This window comes from Labrys sp. 22185, from assembly GCF_052045555.1.
Classification (GTDB): domain Bacteria; phylum Pseudomonadota; class Alphaproteobacteria; order Rhizobiales; family Labraceae; genus Labrys; species Labrys neptuniae.
Window position 1 is genome coordinate 34,121 of sequence record NZ_JBQEPH010000022.1, and the last position, 15,193, is coordinate 49,313.

The 15,193-nt window shown below is 63.6% G+C and carries 13 protein-coding genes; 8 read left to right on the plus strand and 5 right to left on the minus strand.

All coding sequences use genetic code 11. From position 1 onward, the window contains the following. Nucleotides 1–107: 107 nt before the first annotated feature. Nucleotides 108–1,088: a substrate-binding domain-containing protein gene (locus ACTJKX_RS28885; RefSeq protein WP_394314501.1), complete on the minus strand. Its 981-nt coding sequence runs from the start codon at nucleotides 1,086–1,088 to the stop codon at nucleotides 108–110. A 271-nt stretch (nucleotides 1,089–1,359) separates the two neighbouring features. Here ACTJKX_RS28885 and ACTJKX_RS28890 point away from each other — a divergent pair, with 271 nt between their 5' ends. Continuing rightward, nucleotides 1,360–2,130, plus strand: a complete 771-nt coding sequence (locus tag ACTJKX_RS28890; RefSeq protein ID WP_394314502.1) for a FadR/GntR family transcriptional regulator — start codon at nucleotides 1,360–1,362, stop codon at nucleotides 2,128–2,130. A gap of 186 nt (nucleotides 2,131–2,316) precedes the next feature. On the opposite strand, the gene ACTJKX_RS28895 is transcribed toward ACTJKX_RS28890, so the two are convergent. Continuing rightward, on the minus strand, nucleotides 2,317–3,633 hold the full coding sequence (locus tag ACTJKX_RS28895) for an alpha-glucosidase/alpha-galactosidase (protein WP_440727342.1): 1,317 nt from the start codon (nucleotides 3,631–3,633) through the stop codon (nucleotides 2,317–2,319). 159 nt (nucleotides 3,634–3,792) lie between these two features. On the opposite strand from ACTJKX_RS28895, the gene ACTJKX_RS28900 reads away from it, so the two are divergent. The 7 genes from ACTJKX_RS28900 to ACTJKX_RS28930 all read left to right on the plus strand — a co-directional run bounded on the left by ACTJKX_RS28900 (nucleotide 3,793) and on the right by ACTJKX_RS28930 (nucleotide 10,776). Next, entirely contained in the window at nucleotides 3,793–4,671 is an 879-nt protein-coding gene (locus tag ACTJKX_RS28900) for a helix-turn-helix domain-containing protein (protein ID WP_440727343.1), read from the plus strand. A 287-nt stretch (nucleotides 4,672–4,958) separates the two neighbouring features. Next, on the plus strand, nucleotides 4,959–5,756 hold the full coding sequence (locus tag ACTJKX_RS28905; protein ID WP_440727344.1) for a DeoR/GlpR family DNA-binding transcription regulator: 798 nt from the start codon (nucleotides 4,959–4,961) through the stop codon (nucleotides 5,754–5,756). Further along, a complete protein-coding gene (locus ACTJKX_RS28910) occupies nucleotides 5,756–6,727 on the plus strand; it encodes an N-acetylglucosamine kinase (protein ID WP_440727345.1) in 972 nt (323 codons plus the stop codon). Before ACTJKX_RS28905 ends, ACTJKX_RS28910 begins: the two co-directional genes overlap by 1 nt. Before the next feature lie 23 nt (nucleotides 6,728–6,750). Then, entirely contained in the window at nucleotides 6,751–8,010 is a 1,260-nt protein-coding gene (locus ACTJKX_RS28915) for an ABC transporter substrate-binding protein (protein ID WP_440727346.1), read from the plus strand. Further along, nucleotides 8,007–8,924, plus strand: a complete 918-nt coding sequence (locus ACTJKX_RS28920) for a carbohydrate ABC transporter permease (RefSeq protein WP_440727347.1) — start codon at nucleotides 8,007–8,009, stop codon at nucleotides 8,922–8,924. The genes ACTJKX_RS28915 and ACTJKX_RS28920 overlap by 4 nt, the downstream gene beginning before the upstream one ends. Nucleotides 8,925–8,927: 3 nt before the next feature. Further along, entirely contained in the window at nucleotides 8,928–9,785 is an 858-nt protein-coding gene (locus tag ACTJKX_RS28925) for a carbohydrate ABC transporter permease (RefSeq protein ID WP_440727348.1), read from the plus strand. Between the two features lie 37 nt (nucleotides 9,786–9,822). Continuing rightward, nucleotides 9,823–10,776 (plus strand): SIS domain-containing protein, encoded by a 954-nt coding sequence (locus tag ACTJKX_RS28930; RefSeq protein WP_440727349.1) that lies wholly within the window; start codon nucleotides 9,823–9,825, stop codon nucleotides 10,774–10,776. A gap of 138 nt (nucleotides 10,777–10,914) precedes the next feature. Here the strand turns inward: ACTJKX_RS28930 and ACTJKX_RS28935 are convergent, their stop codons facing one another. The 3 genes from ACTJKX_RS28935 to ACTJKX_RS28945 are packed head-to-tail and all read right to left on the minus strand — an operon-like array spanning nucleotide 10,915 to nucleotide 15,188. After that, nucleotides 10,915–12,534, minus strand: coding sequence for a rhodanese-related sulfurtransferase (locus ACTJKX_RS28935; protein ID WP_440727350.1), 1,620 nt, complete (start codon nucleotides 12,532–12,534; stop codon nucleotides 10,915–10,917). A gap of 38 nt (nucleotides 12,535–12,572) precedes the next feature. Then, complete coding sequence (locus ACTJKX_RS28940; RefSeq protein ID WP_440727351.1) at nucleotides 12,573–13,814, minus strand: acyl-CoA dehydrogenase family protein; 1,242 nt, start codon at nucleotides 13,812–13,814, stop codon at nucleotides 12,573–12,575. A 21-nt stretch (nucleotides 13,815–13,835) separates the two neighbouring features. After that, a complete protein-coding gene (locus tag ACTJKX_RS28945) occupies nucleotides 13,836–15,188 on the minus strand; it encodes an NtaA/DmoA family FMN-dependent monooxygenase (RefSeq protein ID WP_440727352.1) in 1,353 nt (450 codons plus the stop codon). Nucleotides 15,189–15,193: the final 5 nt, after the last annotated feature.

Consider the following 15,193-nt stretch of genomic DNA (forward strand, 5'->3'; position numbering starts at 1 on the left):
CGATCCCTAGAGCAAAGCGCGTTCAAGCGTGAACGCTTAATTGCTCTAACTCCTTGTTCTGACGCGTCTTTGCGTTTCTTGGTGATTCCACCAAATCGCAAAACGCTTTAGGGGATGCCGTCGGCATGCGCCTTGAGCCAGGCCTGGCCGTCCGCTGCACTCTTGTAGACGTCGATGTCGTAGGCGACCTTGATGCCCGCCGGCGGCTGGCCGTCGATCGACTTGATCGCCTGGGCGAGGGCGAGCTTGCCCAATCCCTGGCCCGAGATGTCGACGACACCCTTGATGACGGAGTTGTCGGCCAGTTCCTGGGCGATCTCGGTGGTCATGTCGCCCCCGAACACCACGGTCTTGCCGACACGCCCCTGGCTCTTGACCGCGCGCGCAGCGCCGAGCGTAGCCCCACCCGCCTCGCCGAAGAAGGCATCGAGATCCGGATGGGAGGACAGCATGGTGCTCGCGACCGAGACGGCCTTGTCGAGGATCGCGCCTTCCTGGTTGGCCACGATCTGGGCGCCGGGCACCTTGGCCTTGAGGGCTTCTTCGAAGCCCTTGCGACGCGTGACGCAGACCTCGACGAATTCGCAGTTGAGCACCGCGATCTTGGGAGCGTCCTTCTTCTGCGCGATGAAATAGTCGCCCGCGACCTCGCCCAGCTTGTGCCCGAAATCATAGGGATCGCCGACGGCATAGGCCGAGACATATTCCTTCATGTCGGCCTCGTTCAGGCAGGTGTTGTAGCAGACCACCGGAACGCCGGCATCGTGGGCCCGGCGGATGGCACGATAGGAGCCGTCGGCGGAGACCGGAGAGACGATGATGGCCTGGACGCCGGCCGAGATCAGCGAGTCGATGAAGGAGGCTTCCTTGGTCACGTCGCCCTGGGCGTTGGTCTCCACGATGTCGAGCTTGCGCCCTGCCTCGGCACCGCCGGTCTGGATACCCTTGCGAACGCCCGCGTAAAAACCCTGCGCATCCATATAGATGGCGCCGACCTTAAGGTCCTTGCCATCGGCCAGCGCGCTTCCGGCCGCGGCGCAGATGGAAGCGGCAATAGCCGTCATCACTGCGAATTTCGAAAGCTTCATCGGTTCCTCCCCGTCTTTTGATCGTTGGCCAGCCCCGCAACGCCGGATCGAGCCTGCAAGCCGCGGCATGCCTGGTTGCGGCACCATAAAAATAATCGTATTATTGTCAAGATAAATACTATTTATTTTCGACTCGCATCGGGACGCGCAGAAATGTGTGGCCGGGTGCCCTTGGCAAGGCGAGCGGCGTTGCGTCTGGCGTGATTTTGTTTTCCAGCTCGCCTCGCATAGCCTTGCCGGTGCCGAAGCCGCGGCGTGGGGGGAACTGGAAGTGACTGACATCAGGATCGGCTCGGCACTGACCGAGAATGGCAATCCGATCGCCGCCCACGGCAAGCGCAGCGTCCGGGAAGCCCTGCTGCGGCAATTCGTCGAGAAGATCGTTTCAGGCGAGTTTGCCGAGAACGCGACCCTGCCCAACGAAGCCGAATTGACACAGCAGTTGGGCGTGAGCCGCACGAGCCTGCGCGAGACCATGCAGTATCTGTCCGCCCTGGGCATGATCCGCTCGCGGACCCGGGCCGGCACCACGGTGTTGCCGCGCGAGAACTGGAACTATCTCGATCCGCTCGTGCTCGACGCCGTGCTGAAATTCGGCACGGACGAGCGGTTCTATGTGTCCCTGATCGAGGCGCGCCAATTGCTGGAGCCGGCGGCCGCGGCGCTCGCCGCCGCTCATGCGGGCGCCCGGGAATTGCTGCATATTTCCAATGCGTTGGAAGAAATGGTCGAGGCCAATTCGCGCGACAACGAAGCCTGGAGCCGGGCCGACCTCGACTTCCATACCGCCATCATCAATGCGAGCGGCAACTGGGTCTATCGCCAGTTCGCCACCGCCATTCGCGCCGCCCTGCTGGCGAGCTTTCGCCTCACCAACCGGGCGAGCCAGTCCCATGAAAATGCCATCATGAAGCATCGGGCCGTGTTCGACGCCATCCGATTGCGCGAGCCCGAGACGGCCCGGCAGGCGATGATGCGCCTGATCGACGTGGCCCGCGACGAGATCACCGAAGCGCTGCGCCAGGCCAAGGCGCCCACATAAAAGTTCAGATCCCGACGCTCTTCGCGCAGGCCGCAACAGAACCGAATAGATGGGCTCGGCGGTGAAGCCCATCCAGGCCGGGATGCAAGCAGCGATAATCAAAAATGGCGAGCGCAATCTCCAGGCCCTGGCCCCGCATTTTTACGGTTTGACCTGCACCGCACCGGCCCATTCGGGCCCCAAACATCAGCGATAGGCCGGCAGCAGATTGCCATGCGCGGCGATGAGATCGTCGACCAGATGCCAGATCTGGTCCGGCGATAATTCCGCCGCGGTGTGCGGATCCAACAATGCGGCCTGGTAGACGGCTTCCCGCCGGCGTTCCAGGGCGGCATGCACCGTCAATTCCTGCACATTGGTGCTCAGCCTGATCACGGCCGCGAGCTGACGCGGGAGAGAACCGACCTTGATCGGCTGGATGCCGTTGCGGTCGACATGGCAGGGCACCTCGACCACGCAGTCGGCGGGCAGATTGTCGATGAGCCCCCGGTTGCGGACATTGCCGTAGATCAGCCCGGGCTGGCCCGTCACCAATGCATGGATGATGCCGGCAGCATATTCGTTGCTGCGGCAGATCTCCACGGGCGCTCCACCCTCGAGCTCGGCGCGCAGCTTGTTCCAGCCGGCGATCTGATCCTCGCAGCGGGTGATATATTCGTCGAGGGGGATGCCATAACGCTCGATCAGATCGTCGCGCCGGCGCTTGATGTACCACGACGTATATTCAGAGAAATGCTCGGAGGACTCGGTGACGAAATAGCCGAGGCGCCGTAGCGCGTCGAAGCGGATGCGATCGTCCGGCGGCACCTTGCCATCCGCCGCCAGCGCCTTGAGGCGGGGATAGAGATCTTCGGTGCTGCCGTCCCGGTGGCGCTTGTTGAATTTCAGGAAGAAGGCGACATGGTTGATGCCGGCTGAGACATAGTCGATATCGCCGATATCCTCGCCGAGGCAGCGGGCGAGATGCGCCGAGGTGTGATGCACGCTGTGGCATAGCCCGACCGTGCGCAGCTCCGGCGCGATCTCGCCGATCGCCCAGCAATTGATCGCCATCGGGTTGACGTAGTTCATCAGGAGCGCATCGGGGCACAGATCCTCGATGTCCCGGCAGATCTCCTCCAGGACCGGAATGGTACGAAGGCCGCGGAAGATCCCACCGATGCCTAGCGTGTCGGCAATGGTCTGGCGCAGGCCATAGCGCTTGGGAATGTCGAAATCGACCACCGTCGCAGGTCGATAGCCCCCGACCTGCATCATCAGGATGACGAAATTCGCGCCGGCGAGCGCGACGCGCCTCTCGGTCGTGGCCTCGATGCGCACGCGCGGCAGGTCCAGCCCCTCGCAGATGCGCCGGGCGACGATCTCGGAGGTCTTCAGGCGCTCGCCGTCGATGTCGTGCAGGCTGATCACGCAATCGGCAAACACACCGTTGCTGAGCACGTCGCTCAGGATCGATTGGGCGAAAACCGTGCTTCCGGCACCGACGAGGCAGATCTTGGTCAAGGGAGGGCATCCTTGCTGGTTGGGACATCACCGGGACGCACAGGGCAGATCCTGCTTGCCGGTTGACTGGAAGGCGGCCTTTATTCCATTCATGAAAACAGGATGTCTTCCGGCTTTCGGACGACTTATTCCGGAATCAAAGCATCGAGTTCGCGAGCCATGGCGAGGCAATCACCAGCCTTTCAAGACGAGCACGCCGGTTGGGCCGACCTGTTCGACGGCAGCTCCTTCCATGTCGAGAGCCATGTCGCCGGCGCGATGGCGGCGGCGCATTGGCACGATCATGTGGAGCTCAACCTGCTGCTGGAAGGACGAATGACCTATCTCTTCCAGGGACGGCAGGAAACCGTGGAAGCGCGGCGGCTTGCGCTCTTTTGGGCCGCGATCCCGCACCGGGCCATCGAGGTCGCGCCGGGCTCCAGGCTGATCTGCCTTTACATCCCCTTCCAGGACTTCATGGCGCTGCCCATCGCAGGCTCGATCCGGAAAGCCGTCATGCACGGCGCCTTCCTGAAAGCGGCACAGATCCAGACGACGGATGCGGGCACATTCCAGCGCTGGGTCGACGAATGGCCAGGCGCCGATCCCGCCCGGCGGCGCCTGCTCCTGGACGAGGCCTGCCTGCGCGTGCGCCGCCTGGCACTCGATCCGCTCGAGGCGAGCGATTCCGCCCGACGCAAGGGTGGTGAGCGCCGTGACGGCCGATCCCCGTCGCTCGACCATGCCGAGCGGATGATCGAGATCATCAATCTGCGCTTTGGCGAAGAGCTTTCCATCGCCACGATCGCTGCCGCGCTCGGGATCCATCAGACCACCGCCACATCGGCGTTCCGACGGGTTCTTGGCATGTCGATCAACGAATACATCGTTCGCTTTCGCCTGAGCCGGGCCTTGCATCTGCTGGCCGACACGGACCAGCCGATCCTGGACGTGGCCTATGCCTGCGGATTCGGCTCGGCCAGCCGGTTCTACGACGTCTTCAAGCTCCGTACAGGCGTGACGCCGCGCCAGTTCCGCAGCCAGCTCTCCGCACGTTGATGGCAAGGCTGAAGAACCGATCCGAGCCTTGACGCGAGCCGGCCGACCCCTGGCGCCCGCTGCGTTCCAACCGCTATCCCACACCGATCACATGTCCGACGGCCGATCCGGAGAGCTTGCTGCGGCTCCCCCGCAGCGAAGAGGGCGCTGCCGGAACGCTTCCGACCCATCCCTTCGGGATCCGATAAAATCATAAAAAATCATAATCTTGATTGACTCTGTCGTTTTATTGGCATTCATTGATTTTATTGGAGCGGGTTGTGACCTGCCGTTGCAGCGGGGAAGGCATGTCTCAAGGGTCGAGCAAACTGGAACGCCTCGACGCGATCCGCGGCCATCTCTACACGCATGGTCCCTCCACGATTCAGGCTTTGGCCGATGCCGCAGGCGCCTCGCTCGCCACCATCCGCCGCGACCTGCAGATCCTCGAGGAGCAGGGCATCATCGACCGGGCTCATGGCGGAGCACGCATTGCGGAAGGGTCGAGCGTCGAGGTTGCCTTCAGCGCACGCGAGGGCCAGAACCTGGCAGCCAAGCGGGCGCTTGCTGCGGCCGCTTATGAAAAACTCGCCCCGCACGCGACCATCTTCCTGGATGCCGGCACCACGGTGCGCCAGCTCGCAAGGCTCCTGCGCATCAATCCGATACCGATGACCGTGTTCACCAATGGCCTCCTGGTGGCCCAGGAACTGCTGGATGTGCCCAAGCTGCGCGTGGTCGTGATCGGCGGTCAGCTGCGCAACGAGAATGCGTCCCTGGTCGGACCGGAAGCAGAGGCGATGCTGGAGCGGCTGTGGTTCGACCAGCTCTTCCTCGGCGTCAGTGCCATCGGCCCGGATGCCACGATCTACAGTGTCGACAGCGCCGAGGCGAGCCTGAACGCCCGCATGCTCAAGCGCGCCGAGAAGCGCTTCGTCGTCACCGATTCGAGCAAGTTCGGGGTGATGTCCACTTACGCGGTGGCCCCGCTCGCCCCCTCGATCAGCATCATGACCGATGCCAGCCTGTCTTCGGACTGGCAAACGCAGCTGCATGAGGTCGGCGTGCCGCTCACCCTGGTGGACGTACCGGCAGGTGCTTCCTGATGGCCGGGGTCCTCGCAATCGACGGCGGCGGCACCAAGACGATCCTGGCGACAGCAAGCCGGGACGGCGTGATCGGCACCTGGCTGGAAGGCGCCGGCATCAACCCGGTCGACAATCCCGATTGGCTCGCCGGCTTCGAGGCACAGATCCGGGCGGCCGGTGCGGCTGCCCAGGCCTGCGACCATGCCGTGCTGGCGCTCCCGGCCTATGGCGAGATTGCAGCGGTGACGCAGTCCCAGAACCAGGCAGCCGCGTCGGCGCTTGGGCAATCCCACGCCATCCTCAATGATGTCGAAGCGGCGCATGTTGCAGCCTTTGCCGGCGGGCCCGGCGTCCTGATCCTGGCGGGGACGGGGTCGATGGCCTGGGCCCGCGACGAGCATGGCAACGACCTGCGCGTCGGGGGCTGGGGCGATGCGTTCGGCGACGAGGGCAGCGCCTTCTGGATCGGTCGGGAGACGATCGCCCGCGTCAGCCAGGCCCTCGACGGACGCCTGACAGCACCGGCTTTGGCCGACGCCTTCTTCGCTTTCCTGGCGCTCGATCGGGCCGATCGCCCGCACGCCTTGCTGCAATGGCACGTCGAGCTGTCCCATCCTCGTTCCCAGATCGCAGCCTTGTCGGTCCTCGTCGATCGCCTGGCCGAGACAGGCGACGCCACCGCCGTCGCCATCCTCGACGAGGCCGCCGAACATCTCGCCCGCCATGTCGAGGCGGCCTGGCGCCGCATGGATGCCAAGACGTGCCGATCCTGGAGCTATGCCGGCGGCGTGTTCGCCAGCGGGCATGTACTGGCGAAGGTTACGGCTCGTGTGGGGGTCTCTCCCATGCCGCCGCGGCTTCCTCCGATTGGCGGCGCGCTGCTGCGCGCCGCGCAAGACCTCGACTGGCCCGTGGATCAAGCATGGATCGAGCGCCTGCGCGCCTCGATCACAGAACATGCAAGCCGCGCGAGGAATGGCCGCAGCTGACCATACAAAGAGGGATCATTGACATGTTACGGCACGGATTGCGTGCGTTCGTCGCACTTTCTGCGTTGATGCTGGCCCAGCCGGTCTGGGCGGACGACGCCAAGCCCCTGGCAGGGCAAAGCATCTCGGTCCTGCTGCCTTCCGGTCAGCGGCCTGGATTGGCGGAGGATTTCGAGAAGGAGACCGGCATTCACGTCGATCTCCAGTCGCTGTCCTGGAACGACATCCGAGCCAAGCTCGTCACGTCCCTGCTCGCAGGCAGCGCGCCGGCCGACGTCACCGAGGTGGACTGGTCGTGGACCGGCCAGTTCGGCGCGGCCGGCTGGTATACCCCCCTCGATGGCCTGCTCGACGAGGCCACGGTCAAGGACATCGCGACCAGCCCGATCTTCCGTTACGACGGCAAGCTGATCGCCCTGCCCTACAACAATGATTTCCGCGTTCTCATCGTCAACAAGGAGCACTTCGACAAGGCCGGCATCACGGCCATGCCCAAGACGCTCGACGAATTGCTGGCTGCCGCGCGGACCCTCAAGGAAAAGGGTGTTTCCAAATACCCGATCGGCATTCCCCTGTCCCCCGCGGAGGGCACCTCGACCGCCTGGTATCTCCTCACCAAGGCCTTTGGCGGCGAGCTCTTCGACAAGGACTTCAAGCCCTTGTTCACCGACCCGTCATCGGCGGGCCACAAGGCCCTCGCCTTCGAGATCGATGCCCTCAAGCAGGGCCTGGTCGATCCCGCCGCACCCGGCCTCATCGACATGGACGTCCATCAGCTCTTCATGGATGGTCAGGTCAGCATGGAGATCTGCGGCGAGGTCGGCCGGCTCGCGCTCTTCAACGACGCCAGCAAATCCAAGGTCGCCGGCAAGGCTGTGGCTGCCCTCTTCCCGACCGCAAGCGGCGTGACACGCAGCCTGGGCCTGCCCGAGGCCATGGGCATTCCCGTCACGTCCCAGAAAAAAGAGGCGGCGCTGGCCTTTGTCAAATGGATGAGCGCCAAGGAGCAACAGCTCAAGAATTATACGGAAGCCGGCACGCTGGCGACACGCACTTCGGCGCTCGAAGATCTGAACAAGGTCGGCAAGCTCGAAAGCGGCAAGGTCCTGATCGAGCAGGCCTCTACGGCCGGCGGCCTGTTCCCGCAGGGAACGCCGATCTGGTATCCCCAGTTCAGCTCCGCCGTGTATACGGCCATCAACCAGGCTGCCAAGGGCCAGCTGAGCGTCGACGATGCGCTCAAGCAGATCGCGGATGAAACCGAGCGAGCCATGCAGCAATGAGCGCGACGGCTCTGAGCCGGGCAGAGGCGGAACGGGGCAGCGGTGCCAGGAACGACGCCTGGCTCGGGCTGGTGCTCGCCGCTCCGATCGTCGCGACGATGATCGGGCTGGTGATCTGGCCAGTCATCGCCACCATGTGGCAGAGCCTGCATCGGGTCGATCCGATGCAGGCGGGCACCCCCTTCGTCGGCCTGTCCAACTACACGGCCCTGTTCACCGACAAGAACGCCCTGACGGCCTGGGCCAATACGCTCTTCTACGTCGTCCTTGCGGTCACTCTGGAGACCGTCGGCGGCGTAGCTGCGGCCGTGCTGCTCAACAGGCTGACGATCGGCCGGCGCTGGCTCCTGGCAATCGTGATCCTACCCTGGGCCTTGCCGGGCGTGGTCAACGCCATCGTCTGGCAGTGGATCTACAATCCCAGCCATGGCCTGCTCAATGGGCTCCTCACCGCCATCGGCTTTGATTTCGACCGGCATGTCTGGTTCAACGATCGCAGCTCGGCCCTGATCCTCGTCACGGTCGTGCATGTCTGGCGGACCATGCCGCTGACGGTCGTGATCGTATTGGCGGCCCTGCAATCGATCCCCAAGGATATCTACGAGGCCGCCCGGATCGACGGCGCCAATCGCTTCCAGCTCTTTCGCATGATGACGCTGCCTCTCATTCGCAGCGGCCTGGCGATCGCCCTGGCGCAATCGACGGTCACGGCTTTCAACCTGTTCGACGAAGTGTGGATCCTGGCCGGCTCCAGCCTCGATACCCGCTCCATCCTGGTCCAGGTCTATCTGGAGGCTTTCCAGAACCTGCGCTTTTCGCGGGGCATGGCGCTGTCGGTGCTGGTCATGTTCATTTCACTGGCGGTTTCGCTCGTCTTCGTCTCACGCGTCTATCGCGAAACCAGGCTCGATTGACCCATGCGCGCCCTCCTCTCCCGTTTCGGTCTCATGCTGGCCTGTGCCGTGCTGGTGCTGTGGTCACTGGTACCGGTCTACTGGGCTTTCGCGACAAGCCTGACGCCGACACCCGACCTCACCGCCAGCCAGGTGCACTTCTTTCCGCAGACGCTTACCTTCGATCACTATGCCAAGCTGTTCGGGATAGGCACCACCATGGCCAATGACACCATGGTCTGGCAGCAATTCCGGGCCGCGCTGGTCAACAGTATCGTCACGTCCCTCGGTGCGACCATCCTGTGCGTCGCCCTGGCGGCGGCGGGAGGCTATGCCTTCGTGCGCCTGAACTTCCCGGGGCGCACGGTGATCTTCATCCTCGTGGTCGCCACCTTTGCGATACCGGGATACACGGTGCTGATCCCGCTTTATCGGATCATGACGACACTGCGCCTGGTCGATACCTATCTCGGCGTCACGCTGATCTATGTCTCGGCCTTCCTGCCGCTGTCGCTATGGCTGATGCGTAGCGTCTATCAGTCCCTGCCCCTTTCCATCGAGGAGGCAGCCCAGATCGATGGGGCGAGCCGGCTCTACATCCTCGCCAGGATCGTGCTGCCGATGGCGGCTCCCGGGCTGGTCGCCGCCGCCATCATCACCTTCCTGGGCGCCTGGGGCCAGTTCATGGTGCCCCTGATCTTCTCGCCCACCATGGCAACCAAGCCGCTCACCATCCTCGTCCCCGAATTCGCGACGAAGAACTTCGTCGATTACGGCCTGATCAACGCGGCCGGCTCGGTCGCGATCATCGTGCCGACGCTGATCGTCATCTTCCTCAACCGGTACCTGGTCAGCGGCCTCGTCGCCGGCGCGGTCAAGTGACCGACCACCGAACCTATCCAACCCAGTGAGTATAGTCATGAACGTCACCGAGCGTGTCATCTTCGAACAATTCCCGTTCTGGCAGCAGGGCCTTGGGGCAGCGCTCCCCGCGATCGATGCGCCGATCACCGTCATCATCGGTTGCGGCACCTCCTATAACCTTGCCGTCTCGCTTACCGCCGTCTTCAACGCCCATGGCCGCAGGGCCATCGCCGTGCCGGGCGGCGAATGGCTGAGACGTCCCGAGGCCTATCTGCCCGATCCCGCCGGTGCGCATGTCATCGCACTCTCGCGTAGCGGCGAGACCACCGAAACCGTCGCGGCTGCAGCCGCCAGCCGCGACGCCGGACTGACGGTCACGGCATTGACCTGCGAAAGCGAGAGCGCCCTCGCGCGCGCGGCCGATCATCTCGCCTTCACGCCGACCCATGACGAAGAGGGCATCGTCATGACCAGCTCGGCCTCGCTGATGCTGCTGCTCGGCCTGAGGATGGCAGGCGTGGCGATCCCCTCTGCCGTGACCGAACAGGCCGAAAGCCTGGCGAAAGCCCTGGACGAGCGATTGGCAGGACACCTCGCCGGCCGCAGCCATTTCGTCTATCTCGGCGGCGGCGCGCAGTACGGGGTCTGCCTGGAAGCCTCGCTCAAGCTTCAGGAAATGAGCCAGAGCTATACCCAGGCCTTCCATCCGCTCGAATACCGGCATGGTCCGGTCAGCCTGCTCGACGAACAGACGCTCGTGGTCATGCTCTACGATCCGCTCACCGCCCAGGAGGAGGCCCAACTCGTGGCGGAGCTGCGCGAGAAGGGCGCCCTCGTGGTCGGTCTGGGCGGGCCGGGCGACATCTCCCTCGATCTCGACGTCGCCGACGAATTGCGCGGCCTGGTCTGCCTGCCCGCGCTTCAGCTCCTGGGCGAGCGTGTCGCCCAACGCCGCAATGTCGATACGGTGGCACCCCGGCATCTGACCAAGGTGGTCAAGCTGGCGTGAAGACCGCGCTTTCGCCAAGTTTCCTGGCCGGTGCGCAGCCCCTCTGCAGGGGCTGACTTCACTATGCCCGGCCCGTTCGATTCTTGCTGACGGGAACACGGGCTACAGGTATGGCCCAATTTCCATTCGCGGCGATACTCAGATCACCTCAAAGAAGTGCGTTCCGTCGCGGTCGAGCTGCGCGACAAGGCCATATTCCCATTCGAGATAATCCTCCATCGCCTGACGCGATGCGTCGGTTCCTTCATAGGGGCGGCGGTAGCGGTCAATGCGGAAGGATGCGAGACATTCTTCGCCTTTCGCTACGGCGAGCCCATCTGCGATCCAGGCGCTCGTGCCGCCTTGCAGGACAAACACCTTTGAGGCCGTCAAGGTCGCGACTTCCTTGGCCGCAAAGGCGGCGAGAGCGCCCGAACCGCATGTGACGACAATGCGCTCGGCAGGCCCGACGGCCTGCAGCGCCGGTGCGATCTGCGAGCGCAAGGCCCACCAGGCCCCTGGAACGTGGCCCTTGACGTAATTTGCCGAACTGGTCACGTCGATGACAACTGTGTCTCCATCCTCGAGCCAGTCTCGCAGGTCTTGCGGGGAAACAAGCGGTACTTGGGGAACCGGAACGGCATCGAAGCGGATATCTTCAAGCTGACGGCGCTCCTTGTCTTCCACCGGATCGACGACAAGGACTTCCCACCCCATCTGCGACAGCCAGGATGCGGTCATGTCGGCGCGGGTGCCGTCGTCGTCGGCCAGCAGGATAAGCGCACCTCGGACCGGCACCGCGTGGTCGGTCTCCTGGACGAGCTGTCCTCCCGGAACATTGACAAATCCGGGCAAGTGGCCGCTGCGATATTCCTCGGGATCGCGAACATCGATGCAATAGATCGAACGCCCGGGCTGGACTATCGCGTCGGCCGCGGCCAGTGAAATACGCCGGACACCAGCACGCTCGGCCACCTGGCGAGCATCGATTTGGGCGGCTTGCCGGGCCTGGCGCGTTGTCTGGGACGATCGCTGTGTTGCGCCATGGTCGAGCGCAAACCCGGCCAGGGTCCAGCCAATCGTGCCGTTCCGCAATCCAGCGACCGTGTTGGGAATGCCCGCATTGATCAAGGACTGCGTGCCGATAATCGAGCGTGTCCGGCCGGCGCAGTTGACGATGACCGTGGTTTTCGGATCGGGAGCCAAGTCGCGCACCCGGAGCACCAGCTCGGCACCCGGGACCGATATGCCGGTGGGAATACTCATGGTGTTGAACTCATCGAACCGGCGCGCATCGAGGATGACAGGCGGCGTTTCGGAGCCGATCAGGCGTCGCACCTCCTCGGCAGGCAACAAGGGGGTGTGACGACGTGCTTCAACGAACTCGCCGAAGGATTTGGAAGGCACGTTGACGTCGATGAACAGTTCGTAGCCCGCTTGCGTCCAGGCGGCCAGCCCCCCGTCGAGCAGGTGAACGTTTCCATACCCCCAGGAAGCAAGCTTTTGCGCCGCCAGGGGTGCCAGATCGCGATAATCGTCTCTGCCATAGAGCACGATCAGGACGTCACGCCTCGGTATGCGCCTGGGAACGTCGAGTTCCAGCCTGCCGTACGGGAAGTTCGCTGCCCAAAGAGGATGCCCCTTGGCAAAGGCATCCTCCTCCCTCAGGTCGGCAAGCAGGATTTCCCGCCTTGCCAGCAGTTCGGCACGCACCTGCGTCGGCGAAAATGCAGGAAAGATCGGGGTGGTGACGTCGGGCGAAGCAATCTGCTGGTTCATGGCAAACATGTTGGAGCGCGAGGAGACTGATGGCGCGTTCAAAAGAACGCCCCGGTTGGTGGCAGGCGTCCGCTCAGCAGGTTCTGGCCGAGGAGCCGTTCCTTGTAGAGCCTGGGATTGTGCGAGGCGATGACCTTGATATTGCGCCAATGCCGATCCAATCCGCTGTTTTGGGACACGACCGAGCCGGAGCCGAGATCGATGAGCCAGTTTGCGATCTGTGGCGCGAGATCGTCGATCACCACCTTGGCCTCGGCAGCCGAAAGCGATGCGGCAAGGACACGTTCATACTCCGCTTCGGTTCCATAGGCATCCCAAGCCGTCTGCAGCGCGTCGATGGCCCGTTCGATCGTTGCTTCCACCGCAGCGGCGTAGGCGCGGATCCGCCCGAGCTGGGCCTGCAGCACCGGTTCGTCGGCAGGGCGTTCGGCTTCGCCATGATAGAAGTTGCGTCCGCGCGCCCGCAGCACGTCGACCGCATCCAGGGCGATCCTGCGCACCACGCCGGCGATACAGTTGGTGAGATAGACCTGATGGAAGGTGAAGCGCCATGGCGCTGCTCCCTCGCGTGCCGGCGGATCCAGCGGATAGACCTGATGGCTCGGGATGGTGACGCCGTTGAACTCGGCCGTGCCGGACCCCGTCAGTCTTTGACCGAATCCAGCCCAGTCGTCCTCATTTTCGACGCCATCACCGCGATCAAGCACATATTGGACCGTTGCATTTTCGCGGTTTTCGACGGCAAGCCCGACAAAGGCGTCGTTATAAAGATTGCCGGTCGCATAGACCTTTCGCCCGGACCCGCGATAGGCCTGCCTGGCCTCGTCCCATTCTATCCGTGACAAAACCCTCGTCGGCGTTGCGCCGGCGGCAATTGCGTCACTGTCGGCAAAGCTCAAGCCGATTGTCTTTCCGGCTGCGGTCAAAGCCAGGACATGCGCGTGAAACGGGTGCTGGGGTCGACGCAGGGCTGCCTCGACCTGCCAAAGATGGTTGCGAAACGCATGGGCAATGTTGGAATCGGCAGCAGCCAGGTCGCGTGCAACGGAAAACAGCTGCGACAGCGAAGCGCCTGCGCCGCCGGCTTGCTTCGACAGGCGCAGGGACCCGAAACCGAGTGCTTTCAGCTCGGCAATCTCCTCCCGAGGAAGACGACGGCCGATTTCGCGCTCGACAGCCGTGCGAGCGATATGCTCGAGCGCTGCAGACAGGCCGAACGACGCTGCGATGGGCGAGACCAGCCGGGGGCTCCCGCCTGCCGATGTGCTGAGGTCAGACATCTGGAAGCATTCCTTCAACGCTCAGACCGCGGCGGCCAGCCTGCCCTGTGCCCCGGCATCGAAGCGCGGCAGGCCAAGATTGTCGCGCAGGGTGAGCCCCTCATAGGCCGTGCGGAAGCGCCCGAGCTTCTGCAGGATCGGAATGACCTCATCGGCAATCAGGTCGAGGCCATCAGGTTGCACGTCGATGTTCAAATTGAAGCCGTCGGCGCCTTTGGTATCGACCCAGTGCAACATGTCCTGGACGAAGCCCTCGGGCGTACCCACAAAGACGCGGTGCCCGCCAGTGATGTTCGAGAAGAGAAGCTCGCGAATGTTCCAGCCGTGCAGCCGGGCCTCCTTGAGCATTTCCGCGCGGTGCCAACGCGAGGCGATCGGCACGAGAGACACATTTGCCTCGCTTTGTTCGAACGGTATCGGTGCGTCGAGATCTTCGAGAAGCGCTTCATCGACCGCGAGGTGGCGTGCCAGTTCCGCACGTAAGGCGACAGAATCGAGGAGATCATCGAGGTCGCGCTTGTGACGCCCGGCCTCTTCCTCCGTCGAAGCCAGGATCGGAAACAGGCCGGGCATGACGAGCAGATGTTCCGGATTGCGGCCAAAGCGTTTTGCCAATGTCTTGACCTCGGAATAGAAGGCGCGTGCGCCTTCGACGATGCGCTGCCCGGTGAAGAGCGCATCCGCGTAGCGCGCACCGAAGGCTCGGCTGTCGGAGGATTGGCCGGCCTGGAAGATCACGGGCCGGCCCTGCGGCGTCTCCGGCACGGAGGATGCGCCACACGCGGAAAAATGCTCTCCCTTGAAATCGAGGGAGCGCAGCCGCGAGGGATCGAGATAGACCGTCGACTTCGGATCGGCGACGAGGGCTTCCTCGGGCAGGCTATCCCAAAAGGCCGTGACGATTTGCACGAACTCTTCGGCCCGCTTGTATCGTTCCGCCTGATCCCAGCCCTTTTCAACGCCATAGGCGTTGAGGGCAGGCGGATTTTGCGACGTGATGATGTTCCAGGCCGCGCGGCCCCGGCTCACATGGTCAATGGAGGCGATCTGCCGGGCGATCGTGTAGGGATGGCCGAACAGGGACGTCGTGGTACAGACGAGGCCGACATGTTCGGTATGTGCTGCCAGATTGGCGACCAGGACGGCCGGATCGAGCGCGCGCCAGGGGCGTGTATGGGATTCACTCACCAGTCCTCCCGGGTTGTCGGCCAGGAAAATGGCGTCGATCAGGCCACGTTCGGCTGATTTGGCGATCGCCACGAAATGATCGATGTCGGTCGACAGGTGGCGCTTGTCGTCGAACGTCTTCCAGGCCGCGTCGTGGCGGCCCGAGGCGAGCACGTTCACGCCGAGGCGAACATGGTGTCGTGACATGGTCG

Excerpts from the sequence above, each read along its gene's own strand:
- ACTJKX_RS28885 (WP_394314501.1), bottom strand. The coding sequence starts at position 1,088 with ATGAAGCTTTCGAAATTCGCAGTGATGACGGCTATTGCCGCTTCCATC.
- ACTJKX_RS28900 (WP_440727343.1), top strand. The coding sequence starts at position 3,793 with ATGGCGAGGCAATCACCAGCCTTTCAAGACGAGCACGCCGGTTGGGCC.
- ACTJKX_RS28905 (WP_440727344.1), top strand. The coding sequence starts at position 4,959 with ATGTCTCAAGGGTCGAGCAAACTGGAACGCCTCGACGCGATCCGCGGC.
- ACTJKX_RS28910 (WP_440727345.1), top strand. The coding sequence starts at position 5,756 with ATGGCCGGGGTCCTCGCAATCGACGGCGGCGGCACCAAGACGATCCTG.
- ACTJKX_RS28915 (WP_440727346.1), top strand. The coding sequence starts at position 6,751 with ATGTTACGGCACGGATTGCGTGCGTTCGTCGCACTTTCTGCGTTGATG.
- ACTJKX_RS28920 (WP_440727347.1), top strand. The coding sequence starts at position 8,007 with ATGAGCGCGACGGCTCTGAGCCGGGCAGAGGCGGAACGGGGCAGCGGT.
- ACTJKX_RS28925 (WP_440727348.1), top strand. The coding sequence starts at position 8,928 with ATGCGCGCCCTCCTCTCCCGTTTCGGTCTCATGCTGGCCTGTGCCGTG.
- ACTJKX_RS28930 (WP_440727349.1), top strand. The coding sequence starts at position 9,823 with ATGAACGTCACCGAGCGTGTCATCTTCGAACAATTCCCGTTCTGGCAG.
- ACTJKX_RS28935 (WP_440727350.1), bottom strand. The coding sequence starts at position 12,534 with ATGAACCAGCAGATTGCTTCGCCCGACGTCACCACCCCGATCTTTCCT.
- ACTJKX_RS28940 (WP_440727351.1), bottom strand. The coding sequence starts at position 13,814 with ATGTCTGACCTCAGCACATCGGCAGGCGGGAGCCCCCGGCTGGTCTCG.
- ACTJKX_RS28945 (WP_440727352.1), bottom strand. The coding sequence starts at position 15,188 with ATGTCACGACACCATGTTCGCCTCGGCGTGAACGTGCTCGCCTCGGGC.